The sequence below is a fragment of the Streptomyces sp. V2I9 genome, from assembly GCF_030817475.1.
GTDB lineage: Bacteria > Actinomycetota > Actinomycetes > Streptomycetales > Streptomycetaceae > Streptomyces.
Window position 1 is genome coordinate 3,923,386 of sequence record NZ_JAUSZJ010000002.1, and the last position, 11,698, is coordinate 3,935,083.

The following is an 11,698-nucleotide window of genomic DNA, read 5'->3' on the forward strand; positions in this document are numbered from 1 at the left end:
GGCCGAACCGGGGCCGGGCGGGGTGTTACACGTTCTCGGCGGCCGTATGCCCGGTCTCCCGGACGGGCGTCCCCTGGTGGTAGTACATCCGCCAGGAACCGTCCCCCTCCCGTCGGCGCCACAGTGAACTCCGCCGGGAACGCGCCCCGTCGATGACGCACGCGTACGTGAGGTGCACCAGCCCCGGCGCCAGCACCACCCCGGTCATCCCGGAGGGCTCGAAGCGCGGCCCGTTCACGTCCCCGCCGTCCAGACCGGGGAGCGCGGCGAGCATCTCCTCGTACGTCCACCGTCTCCCGGAAGCCCCTACCTCGACGAACTCCGGGTCGAGGAGCGCCTCGGCGGCCGACCGGGAGAGCCGCACGGCGGGGTCGAGGAGCCGCAGCTCACCCTGGATGGCGGCGTTCACGTCCGTGGTGTCCTGACTCATCTGTTCATGATCGCCGATGGGAGCGGGCGCACACCGGCAGCGGGTGGAGTCACCTTTTCCCGGGGCGGTGGTAGGTGGTGATCAGCACGCCGGACGGTGTCGTCCGCGTGCCGGTGAGCGTCAGGCGGCGGGGGCCTTCGCCTTCGGGGAAGAGCCGCTTGCCGCTGCCCAGGAGGAGAGGGAAGACGAGGAGCCGGTACTCGTCGACGAGATCGTGCTCGATCAGCGAAGCGAGCAGCTCGCCGCTGCCCAGCACCACCGTCTCGCGCGCGGAAGCGGCCTTGATCCGGCGGACCTCCGCCGGCAGGTCGGCGCCGAGGAGGGAAGTGTTCGCCCAGCTCAGGCCCTCGTTCCCGAGCGTGCGGGACGCCACGTACTTGGGCATCGCGTTCATCGTGGCCACCGCCGGGTCGCTCCGGTCGGCGTACGGCCAGGTGGCGGCGAAGATCTCGTACGTCCTGCGCCCCAGGAGCAGGGCTCCGGCGCCGGTGGTGGCGTCGCTCATGAACCGCTCGACCATCGGATCGACGTACGGCAGCACCCAGCCGCCCTGAGCGAAGCCTCCGTCCCGGTCCTCGTCGGCGGAGAGGACCGACTGCATGACGCCGTCGAGCGAAACGAAGTCGACCACGGCCAGCTGACCCATGTGCTGCTCCTGTCCATGTGTGTGCTGCCAGGGAGTGGACCGCTCGCGGGAGCGGCTTTCATCGGTCGCGGCGCCCCCGCTTCCACTGCCCGCCTCCCTCCTACCATCCCGTGCGGATTCCCACCGTTACATGCGGATTTCCCCCGTTACGTGTGGGTTCCCCATCATTGTGTGTGGGTTCCTTCCGACCGTGCGGTGGCAGGGGCCCGGATTACGGGTGAAGCCGAGCAGAGGGCCGACCGTGAGCGGCCGGGAGGGGGAGCCCGGAGCCGGTGTTGCGGAAGGGCGCTGAGGGGGCCGCGGGTTCGCAGCTGATCCGGGTCGGGCAGGGACCACCCGCCCCTCGTGTCCGGCCCTTCGCCCCAGTGCTTACAGCGGCTAACACAATGAGGTGGTTCGGTCCTCTTGGCCGTGTCCGCGTCAGGAGTTGAGCGTTGGGCGGGTATGGGGGCTTCGCCGTGGATCGTGTCGGATGACCTGTGGAAGCGGATAGAGCCGTTGCTTCCGTGCAGGGAACGCCGGTTTCGGCACCCTGGACGGAAGCCGCTGCCGGACCGGCAGGTGCTGTGCGGCATCCTCTTCGTGTTGCACACCGGCATCCAGTGGGAGTACCTGCCCAAGGAGTTGGGCTTCGGGTCGGGCATGACGTGCTGGCGGAGGTTGCGGGACTGGAACGAGGCCGGCGTCTGGCAGCAGCTGCACGAAGTACTGCTGGCCGAACTCAACGCGGCGGCCCGCCTCGACCGGTCGCGTGCCGTGGTCGACTCCAGTCACGTGCGGGCCGTAAAAGGGGGAGCCACACGGGACCGGGTCCGGTCGACCGTGGCCGAACCGGATCGAAACACCACCTGATCACCGACGGGAACGGCACACCGCCCGCCGTGATCCTCACCGGCGGCAACCGCAACGACGTCACCCAGCTCATGCCCCTGCTCGACGCCATCCCACCCGTCAGAGGCCGACTCGGACACCCTCGACGCAAGCCGGACTCAGTCTTCGCCGAGCGCGGGTACGACCACGACATCTACCGCGAACAGGTCCGCCAACGCCGCATCGTCCCGGCCATCGCCCGTCGCGGCACTCTCCACGGCACCGGACTGGGAACCTGCCGCTGGGCCGTCGAACGCAGCTCCGCCTGGCTCCACGGCTTCAAACGCCTCCGCATCCGCTGGGAACGGAGAGCCGACATCCACGAAGCCTTCCTCAAACTCGCCCGCTGCCTCATCACCCACCGACAGATCAACTCATTGTGTTAGCCGCTGTTACCGGACACGAGGGGCGGGGCATATTCCGTTCGGTGGCGAAATAGCGACCGCCTGATCAGATGATCCCTTCGCCTCAGGCCGCCGACCGCCGAGGGGCGCCTGACTCCGATGGTTATCTAGGGTTGTCAAGCAAAATCACTGAGCGTTTTCAGGGTGGTCACCTATGGGGGTGACGGCGTGAAGGGCACAACGCACGAGGCACCTGTGCCGTTGAGGAAGATGTTCAAAGTCTCAACTCATCAGCACAGGTGCCTCGTCGGTTCCCTATCCTGCCGCACTCGACCTGCCTCATGCGCTGGTCGAGTGGGTAACCATGCTCATCGTCACCCGCGAGGGTGACCGCCGCTGCAAGCTGCCGCCGCACCAACGCGCGCTCGTCGCTCTGGTGTACCTGCGCAAGCACGACACCTTGGCCCAGATAGCCGCCGGCTTCGGGATCTCGGTGGGCACCACCCACGCCTACACCGCCGCGGTGATCGACCTCCTGGCTGCCCAGGCGCCTGGCCTGCTCAAGGTCCTGCGCGAGCATGAACCGGAGTACGTCCTGCTCGACGGGACCCTCGCCGAGTGCGACCGCGTGGGCGACGGCCGGGCCGACTACTCGCACAAGCACCGCCGCCACGGCGTGAACGTGCAGGTCGTGACCGACCCGTTCGGGCAGGTGTTGTGGATCTCCCCAGCCTTGCCTGGCCGGTGCCACGACCTCACCGCGGCCCGCACCCACCGAATCATCCGGATCTGCGAACGCCAAGGCGTCCCCGTACTGGCTGACCGTGCCTACCAGGGCGCCGGCCTCTGGGTCACCACCGGGCACAGACGGCCGCCCGGCGGACGACTGTCTCCGACACAGCAGACGGTCAACCGAGCGCTGGCCACATCCCGGGCGCCCGTTGAACGGGGCATGGCACGACTGAAGTCATGGCGCATCTTCCGACGATCCCGGATGAGCCCCAACCGCATGACGTCAATCACCAAGGTCGTCCTCACCCTGGAGAGGCAAAGCTGAAAACGCTCACTGAGCTCTTTCAGAGTGGCCACTGATCGAGTGACCCAGACCGAGCCAGGGTGAGGACCGCAACGCACAGGGCTCCCGGGCCGTTGGAGGAGGTGTTCGAAGTCTCAACCCATCGGCACAGGAGCCCTGTTGGTCCCCTATTCTGCCGCACTCGACCTGCCTCATGCTCTGGTCGAGTGGGTATCCATGCTCATCGTCACCCGTGAGGGTGACCGCCGCTGCAAGCTGCCGCCCCACCAGCGGGCCCTCGTCGGCCTGGTCTACCTTCGCCGGCATGACAAGATCGCGCAGATCGCCGCCGGCTTCGGCATATCCGTCGGCACTGCCCACGCTTACGTCCAGGCGGTCGTCCAGCACCTGTCCGGCCGGGCGCCGGGCCTCCTGCGGGTCCTGCATGAGGCCGATCCGGACTACGTCCTGCTCGACGGGACACTCGCCGAATGCGACCGGGTCGGCGACAGCCGGGCCGATTTCTCCCAGAAGCACCGCCGTCACGGCGTGAACGTGCAGGTCGTGGCCGATCCCACCGGCAAGCTGCTGTGGATCTCTCCCGCGCTGCCCGGCCGCACCCACGACCTGACCGCCGCCCGCACCCACCGCATCATCCGGAACTGCGAACGCCAGGGCGTCCCCGTCCTCGCAGACCGCGCCTACATCGGGGCCGGCCCCTGGGTGACCACACCGATCAGACGTCCCCCGAACCGGGACCTCACCACGACCCAGCAGACGATCAACCGGGCCCTGTCAGCGGCGCGAGCACCGGTCGAACGAAGCGTCGCAAGGCTGAAGTCCTGGCACATCTTCCGCAAAGCCCGCTGCAGCCCCAACCGCATGACCGCCATTGCCGCAGCCGTCCTCACCCTGGAGCGTCAACGCTGAAAATGCTCACTGGTCGGCGGCACAAGTGCTAGTCAGGCAAGTGAGGCATGTTCAACGCAGGGGTGTATCCCTGATCTCTCACAGGCATCGATGCCCTGGCTGGCTCCGCGACGTTTGCCGAGGTCTCGACGCTCTGCGCTATCACCACGGTCGCGATTGACTCAGTGCCGCAGCCGTGCGCCTGCCGGTCCTGTCGCATAACAGGTCGTGAACTACCTGGAGGTCCGCGAAGAACGGCCCCACCACGGCACCCAGTTGCGGTGCCTCACCGGCCACTGGCACGACTCGAAGCTCTCCGAACCTCGACTGGCCCACACGCTCCAGCCCATGAGAGCGGCAGCATTCCACCGGAGCCGTGGAAACCGGCGCTCACTCGACGCCACAGCCGGGCCATCACCTGACCGCCACCAGCCCGAACACCGAAACGGCTCACCGAAGAAGCCGGCGGACCGTCACGAAGGACCAAGGCCACGGACGCGCCGGGCAGCGAAGTGAATTGGAACAGCGCGCATGCAGAGAGGGCGAAAAGGAGACAACTTTGGCAGAAACCCTTTCTGCAACGAAGTAGCCACAGGTCAATGGTGATCAGATATGCGACTTTCTCGACGCACCAAAGGGGAGAGTTGTGTAGATTCCCCGCAGTCATGTTACCCACTATGTGTAACTTGTCCGACTGAGAGCAAAATATCGCATTCGTCATATTTAGAGTAGATCAGCGCAATTGCTGGCACCCCTAGCAGGAACGCAATGCGACGGGGTAGTTTCACTACGCAAAGCAAGTGATGATTCCATGACGAAAAAGGGGAAAACGTGAAGAAGATGGCGGCGGTTGTGGCAATGGGTAGTGTTCTTGCGCTCGGCGTGGGGGCATCGCCGGCGGTTGCCGCGGGGAACTGCGGCTACGTCGAGTCGTGCACAACGCTTAGCAGCGGCCGACTGAGCATATTTCTTTCGCAAGCTTCCACCGTTGAGAACCGACTGAACGTGGTCGTCTCGTACAGGAAGGATTCAGGATCCTCGATTAATGCCAGGTTCGGCTACTCCTACTCCGGATCCAACCATTGGGCAGGCTACTTCAACCAGTCGGCCGGCACCACGAAGCGCTCTACTTGGACTAACGCTTACGTGCACAGCACCTGCAAGTCCGCGGTCGGCATGATGCAGGTTACCGGCCAGCAGACCTTCCAGACTCCGCCGGTTACCGGCTGCTGACGTATCACCATCTGCGGGCCGCTCCTATGTAGGCGCGGCCCGCAGGTCTGTCCTATTCTTTCTTCTTCTATGCTTCACCGAGGCCCCTGTGATCAGCGCGATTTTCCAAGGGAACCCATGGCTGGTTCCCGCATTTCTTGTCTTCGGTATTTTTCTGAGCTGCTTGATGCTTTATGTTGCTCGGAGGCGGGGCTTGTCACGGCCTCTGTCAGTGCTTCTCGGGTGGGCTGTTGCAGGAGAACTTGTTGCCACGCTGTATCCGATTCACGCTTCCGCAGGTGCGTCAGGAACTTGCTGGGTCAACCGAGACCCGTTCACGCCGCTGTTGACTCAGCAGGGCTTGATGAACATTGCGATGTACATTCCGCTCGCCTTCTTTGCCGTCGCCCTGTTCCGCCGACCTGCCCTCATTTCCGCAAGTTGCATTGTGCTCTCGGCGGCCACTGAACTTACTCAAGCAGTCACTCCGCACATCGGTCGCTCCTGCACCTCCGAGGATCTCGTGGCCAACAGCCTGGGAGCCGTAATCGGTGCGGCTGTAGCCGCCCTTGTACACAAGGGGAGAGGATCTGATGACGCGCGCTTCAAGATCTTCAACAAGCAAGATTTCTCTCGGGCGGCCGTAACTCTCCTGGGAGGCGCCGTAGTAGCGCTGATCATCGGATCTATCGCAGTCACTACGGTCCTCACCGAGGTATCGGAATTGACGCAAGCCAGCTCTACACAGCAGGAGAAAGCCAGAAAGATGGTTAATGAAATCTATGGAGAGAGGGCCAAGATCTCCAGCATTCAGCACATGAAGGGAGAAGGGGGCCAGGCGGATCAAACCCTTGTTACTCTGGAGGACGGGTTCCTGAATTTCACAGAATCCGGGAATTTTGTCACAGGATCCACACTCGCGAAGTCACTGCCAGGCGTAGAGAATCAGCGGCTGAAATCAGACGATGATGCGATTCAACAGGCCGAATCATTCGTTCGAGGTAGGTTCCCCTGGGCTCTCGCAGGGAGTCAGCCGATGGTAGACCCGACAGCGCCAGGAACTGGACAAAAAACTGTTGGGTGGCGAAAGCGAGTAGAGGGTGTCCTCATGCCTATGCGGATGGACGTCGTAGTTGAACCGGACGGACGGATTTCTGCTTTTACGGGCCGAAATGAACCTGGCCCAGCGACACCTCCAGCTCATGTCCTAACAGCTGCACAGGCTAGGAAAATTGCCACGGAGAAGGTGCCAAGCGGAAAATTTGATAGTTCGGAAATACTTGTACAAAAGAACGAGGCGGGAGGCTGGGAGACGCGCTGGGCAGTCAATTTCATGCTCCCGCCTGTAGAGTCCACTGCGGAAGAAGTCCCTGTTGGCCAGCAAGTGGCGTCGGTAATGATCCATGCAAATACAGGAACGGTTATAGACGTCAACTACGGAGAAATTCCTAACTGAAGGAGTGCGATGCGGAATGGCCACGGCTGAAGGTTCGCAAAGCACTCGGGAAGAGTTCCGTGGGTGAGTGGGCCATCAGGTTGACGACGTGACTATCGAACACCGACGATCATTTTGATGACCTGGGGGCGGCCTTCGAGCGGGAAAGCCCGTTGCCAGGAGCGCGAGTTGGGGGCGCCGAGGGCCGCCCGTTCGGCCTGACGCCGTTACTTGCGGGGTGGCTGGCCGAGCATCGGCCGCTAACTGGCACGGTCTGATTACGGCAGCTCAGGTGATGGCGCTCCTTGTAACGCTCAGTGAGCCTCTTCGAGTTGGTCCCCGATCGGGTGATGGGCCGTGAAGTGCAACGAGCGAGGCCCCCGGGCTGTTGATCGAGATGTCTGACGTCTCCATCACGTTGCTCGGGGGCCTCGTTGGTCGTCCATCCTGCCGCACTTGACCTGCCGCATGCACTCGTGGAGTGGGTCACCATGCTGATCGTCACCCGTGAGGGCGACCGGCGCTGCAAGCTCCGTCCGTCCCAGCGCGCGATGGTGGCACTGGTGTACCTGCGCGAACACACCACTCTCGCGAAGATCGCCGCCGGGTTCGGGATCAGCGAGTCCACCGCCCACGCATACACCAGCGCGGTCGTCGACCTGCTCGCCGCCCGTGCACCGGGCCTGCTGAAGACGCTGCGCGAGCACGAACCCGACTTCGTCCTGCTCGACGGTACCCTCGCCGAGTGCGACCGGGTCGGCGACGGCCGGGCCGACCACTCCCACAAACACCGGCGCCATGGTGTGGCCATGGTGTGAACGTGCAGGTCGTCACCGACCCCGGCGGCCGGCTGCTGTGGCTCTCGCCCGCCCTGCCGGACCGCGCCCATGACCTGACCGCGGCCCGCACCCACCGGATCATCCGGATCTGCGAGCGCCAGGGCGTTCCCATCCTGGCCGATCTCGCCTACCAGGGCGCCGGCCCGTGGCTGACCACCGGCATCAAACGCCGGCCCCTGCAGGAACTCACCCCCACCGAAAAGACCCTCAATCAAGCACTGGCCGCAGCACGAGCGCCCGTCGAACGCGGCGTCGCGAGGTTGAAGTCCTGGCGGATCTTCCGCAGGTCCCGATGCAGCCCCAACCGCATGACGTCAATCGCCAAGGCCATCCTCACACCGGAGCGGCAACGCTGAAGAAGCTCACTCACCGCTATCCGGGTGTGTTCGGTGAGAGAGGGTTCATGCGCATGCTGACGAAGAAGATCAGGTTCGTTGCCGTCGCTCTGGGGGTGGTGGCCGGGGCGCTGATGGCTTCGGCTGGCCCGGGGGCGCCGGTCTCGCAAGCGGCGACACCTGCGGACGGTGCCGCCGCCGCGGCGTCGCGCATCTACGGCGTCGAGATCGTCAAGGAGGGCGGTGGGGTCGGCGACCTGCAGACCCAGAGTGTCCGCTGTCCGCAGCGCAAGGTCCCGATCGGCGGAGGCGCCGAGGCCGACTTCGGCCACACCCCTTGGGGCCACGACATCCAACTCGTCAGCAGCGCCCCGCTGATGGAGAGCGGTCAGCCCGTCGGCTGGAGGGCGTCCGCCGTGAAGTTCGTCTCCCCCGGCATGACCCTGACGACCTATGCCGTCTGCGCCTACCCGCTCAGCGGCTATCGGATCGTTCGGAATCCCGTCACGCCGTCCCCCTACGGCAAGCTGACCACGTTGTCGTGTCCGGCCGGAAAGGTCGCCCTGGGCGGAGGCGGCGAGGCCATCGGGGCCGACTCCTGGCTGAGCAAGTCGTACCCCACTCCGGTCAGTGGCACCTCCCAGCCCACGCAGTGGGCACTCGGTACCGCCGGATGGGACACGACCACCGCCGTGGTCCACGCGGTCTGCACCGACCCCGTCCACGCCCTGACCGTCACCCGCTTCAACGCCGCCTCCGAAAGCCCCTACGGCGGCCTGCTCACCTGCCCCGCCGGGACCGTCGTCGCCGGTGGAGGCGCGTCGGCCAACGGGCCTGCCGCCAGCCTCATCTCCAGCCGCCCCGCCAAGGCGTCCGAAACCGGCTCCCGCGACGGCTGGTGGGCCCAGGGAAGTGACAACCTGCAGAGTTCCCACATCGACCTCTACGTCATGTGCACCGAGCCCGTCTAGGGCGGGTGCCGGGGGTGATCGGTTCGCGGGCGCACCCTCGAGGTCGTGCGTGACCCGACGGGCCGTGTCGCCCGGCGTACGTGCAACTGGCGCACGTTGAACCTGATTTCGCCGGGCCGTACCGGCCGATGGCCGAGTACGGCCCGCAACGTGAGCGGCTGCCCCAGCCCGTAGCCCAGCGGAGCCGGACGAGGGAAGGCCCCCGCGTGCGCGGGGACGACTGTCAGCTTCTCTGCGCGTGGTCGGCGGAGAGGGGACCACCCCCGCGTGCGCGGGGATTACACGGGGCGCAGCTCGACGGGGCCGGCGGTCGGGGGACCACCCCCGCACGCGCGGGGACCACGTGCCCGTCGTCCGACTCCGTCACGTCGTAGACGGACCACCCCCGCACGCGCGGGGACCACCGGTGCAGTGCGTGGTGGTGCTCATGAATCTCCGGACCACCCCCGCACGCGCGGGGACCACCAGGTCGTCCTGGACCGCGCGTTGCGCGACATCGGACCACCCCCGCACGCGCGGGGACCACTCACCCTTCGCGGCTGCGGCCTCCGCCGACTCCGGACCACCCCCGCACGCGCGGGGACCACTGGTAGGCGCGCGGCACCCCCGGATAGACGCTCGGACCACCCCCGCACGCGCGGGGACCACTTCTCGCGCTCGGCGATGGAGGCCAGGTCCACCGGACCACCCCCGCACGCGCGGGGACCACGTCGCCCAGTACAAAAACGAACCCCGGGTCGACGGACCACCCCCGCACGCGCGGGGACCACCCGAAAGGGGGCCAACTATGAACCTGGACAAGCGGACCACCCCCGCACGCGCGGGGACCACCCTTCGTGACCTGCGGGTCTATCGGGCGGAGAGGCTGTTTTTGCTTACTTCTTGAGAACCGGACATATGTGATCTTCTGTTTCAAGTGGTCATCTTCGAGGAAGTGGCTCAGCAGATCCCCATTCTGCCTTCCTGTTGGCGCGCGAGGGGCCCAGATCCACCCATCCTGTTGTCCCCCTACGGCGACCGCAATCCCGGCTGTTCCGGTCCCTGAGGTCAGCTCCCCATCGTGCTGCTCGGTCCGAAGGTGGACCCCGACCGGTAGCACTTCCGATGGGCTCGGGCCGCTGCCCTGTGGCACTTTCGGGCAGCTTTCGGTTCGGCTTCCTGGGGGACGACCGCGTGGCCGGTGTGCGGCGAGACTTCGACGCGTCAACTTCGGCCGCCCATCAGCCGGGGGTTGGGGCCAAGGCGCAGTCATCGTGCGGCCGACGGTCAGCGCTTCCCTGCGCGCCCCTCCCGGTCGGCCGTCCCCGTGTTCGGCACAGGAGCAACCACGCATGCCCGCGCCCGTCGCAACCGTCCCCCGCCCGCCTCGTACAGCCAGGAAGGTTCGGCCATGGTCAAGATGGGCGCGATGGGCGCGATGGGCGCGATGGACGCGGCGGGCGAGAGAGGCGCGGCCCTGCGGCCCGTACGGCGACGGGCGGCTGGCCGCCATCGACGGTCTGCGGCTGCTGGCGGCGATAGCCGTGGCCGCCTACCACTTCGTGGGCACCCCGACGCGTGACTTCTGGGGCACCGACACCGCCCACGATCTGAACGCCGTCGCGCCCACCCTCCACCCCGTCAGCGGTTACGGCTGGCTCGGGGTCGAGGCGTTCTTCCTGATCAGCGGCTTCGTCATCTGCATGTCATGCTGGGGCCGTTCCCCGGCGCAGTTCGCGGTATCCCGCATCGCCCGGCTCTTCCCCGTCTACTGGGCCGTGGTCCTGCTCATCGTCGCGGTCGGTATCGCCGCCACGCTCGCCGGTCAGCGGTGGGGCGCCCCCACGGACCTGCGGACGACCCTCGCCAACCTCACGATGATCCCGAGCGCTCTCGGCGTCCCCTTCACCGCCGGCGTGGCCTGGACCCTCTGGGTGGAAGCCCGCTTCTACCTGCTCATGGGCGGCCTGCTGCTGATCGGACTGACCTACCGGCGCGTCATCGCCTTCGGGTTCCTCTGGCTCACCCTCGCCGCCCTGGGCCGCGAACGGGACTCCGCCGTCCTCGACGCCGTCCTCCTCGGTGAGTACGCCGGACTCTTCGTGGCCGGCATCGCGGTGTACCTGATGTACCGCTACGGGCCGAACCTGCTGCTGTGGCTGCTGCTCGGGTTCGCCTGGTGCTACGCCCTCACCGTCCTCAACGACCGCGTCGTCGCCCACCCCGGAACCAGTTGGGCCGTCAGCGCGGCAGTCCTCACCGGCTGCCTCGGACTGCTCCTCCTGGCCGGTCCCGGACCCCTCCGTCGCCTGCGGTGGCGTCCCCTCGTCTACGCGGGCGCCCTGACCTACCCGTTCTACCTCGTCCATCAGAGCCTCGGCGTCCCCGTCACCCGCGGCATCCTGGAGAACGTCCCCGGAATCGGCCTGCTCTCCTCGATCGCCCTCGGTCTGACCCTCTGCATGCTGCTCGCCGCCGCGCTGGAACGCTTCGTCGACCGCAAGCTCGGCCGGCGCTTCCGCCACCACCTCACGGCCGCCCTGAAAGCCGACGAACGAGGCCGCGGAGGTGGTGAGTCGAGCGCGGCGGGGCGTGAGTCCGACGCGTCCGCCGAGCGGGGGCGCGCCGAGCTAGCGGGGGTGGGAGGGCCCTGACCCGTGGTTGGGGGGCCCTGCCCCGTACGGCAGGGGCGGCGGGACGGCAGGGGCGGCGG

Annotated in this window: 8 protein-coding genes, 2 pseudogenes and 1 CRISPR repeat array; of the genes and pseudogenes, 8 read left to right on the forward strand and 2 right to left on the reverse strand. The window is 66.5% G+C overall.

Going from position 1 to position 11,698, the window contains the following annotated elements; all coding sequences use genetic code 11:
- Positions 1-25: 25 nt before the first annotated feature.
- Together QFZ71_RS17365 and QFZ71_RS17370 are read right to left on the reverse strand one after the other, a co-directional pair.
- Positions 26-430 (reverse strand): nuclear transport factor 2 family protein, encoded by a 405-nt coding sequence (locus tag QFZ71_RS17365; RefSeq protein WP_307669126.1) that lies wholly within the window; start codon positions 428-430, stop codon positions 26-28.
- 49 nt (positions 431-479) lie between these two features.
- Positions 480-1,076 (reverse strand): dihydrofolate reductase family protein, encoded by a 597-nt coding sequence (locus tag QFZ71_RS17370; protein ID WP_307669127.1) that lies wholly within the window; start codon positions 1,074-1,076, stop codon positions 480-482.
- Between the two features lie 427 nt (positions 1,077-1,503).
- Here QFZ71_RS17370 and QFZ71_RS17375 point away from each other — a divergent pair.
- The 8 genes and pseudogenes from QFZ71_RS17375 (at position 1,504) to QFZ71_RS17410 (ending at position 11,639) form a co-directional block, all read left to right on the forward strand.
- Positions 1,504-2,332, forward strand: a pseudogene (locus QFZ71_RS17375) (IS5 family transposase).
- Positions 2,333-2,654: 322 nt separating this feature from the next.
- Positions 2,655-3,347 carry a transposase family protein gene (locus QFZ71_RS17380; protein WP_307669128.1) on the forward strand — a complete coding sequence of 231 codons (693 nt, stop codon included), beginning with the start codon at positions 2,655-2,657 and terminating at the stop codon, positions 3,345-3,347.
- A gap of 138 nt (positions 3,348-3,485) precedes the next feature.
- Complete coding sequence (locus QFZ71_RS17385; protein WP_307669129.1) at positions 3,486-4,235, forward strand: transposase family protein; 750 nt, start codon at positions 3,486-3,488, stop codon at positions 4,233-4,235.
- Between the two features lie 810 nt (positions 4,236-5,045).
- Positions 5,046-5,447: a hypothetical protein gene (locus QFZ71_RS17390; protein WP_307669130.1), complete on the forward strand. Its 402-nt coding sequence runs from the start codon at positions 5,046-5,048 to the stop codon at positions 5,445-5,447.
- Positions 5,448-5,613: 166 nt separating this feature from the next.
- Complete coding sequence (locus QFZ71_RS17395; RefSeq protein ID WP_307671491.1) at positions 5,614-6,882, forward strand: VanZ family protein; 1,269 nt, start codon at positions 5,614-5,616, stop codon at positions 6,880-6,882.
- Between the two features lie 413 nt (positions 6,883-7,295).
- Positions 7,296-8,056: pseudogene (locus QFZ71_RS17400) on the forward strand (transposase family protein).
- 47 nt (positions 8,057-8,103) lie between these two features.
- The gene (locus tag QFZ71_RS17405) at positions 8,104-9,006 is read left to right on the forward strand and encodes a hypothetical protein (RefSeq protein ID WP_307669131.1); all 903 of its coding nucleotides are present in this window, start codon (positions 8,104-8,106) and stop codon (positions 9,004-9,006) included.
- A gap of 193 nt (positions 9,007-9,199) precedes the next feature.
- Positions 9,200-9,837: direct repeats of the CRISPR family, unit length 28 nt; unit sequence GGACCACCCCCGCACGCGCGGGGACCAC.
- 500 nt (positions 9,838-10,337) lie between these two features.
- A complete protein-coding gene (locus tag QFZ71_RS17410) occupies positions 10,338-11,639 on the forward strand; it encodes an acyltransferase family protein (protein ID WP_373465125.1) in 1,302 nt (433 codons plus the stop codon).
- Positions 11,640-11,698 lie beyond the last annotated feature (59 nt).

Coding starts and splice junctions, on each gene's coding strand:
- QFZ71_RS17365 (WP_307669126.1), bottom strand. CDS start 430: ATGAGTCAGGACACCACGGACGTGAACGCCGCCATCCAGGGTGAGCTG.
- QFZ71_RS17370 (WP_307669127.1), bottom strand. CDS start 1,076: ATGGGTCAGCTGGCCGTGGTCGACTTCGTTTCGCTCGACGGCGTCATG.
- QFZ71_RS17380 (WP_307669128.1), top strand. CDS start 2,655: ATGCTCATCGTCACCCGCGAGGGTGACCGCCGCTGCAAGCTGCCGCCG.
- QFZ71_RS17395 (WP_307671491.1), top strand. CDS start 5,614: ATGCTTTATGTTGCTCGGAGGCGGGGCTTGTCACGGCCTCTGTCAGTG.
- QFZ71_RS17405 (WP_307669131.1), top strand. CDS start 8,104: ATGCGCATGCTGACGAAGAAGATCAGGTTCGTTGCCGTCGCTCTGGGG.
- QFZ71_RS17410 (WP_373465125.1), top strand. CDS start 10,338: ATGCCCGCGCCCGTCGCAACCGTCCCCCGCCCGCCTCGTACAGCCAGG.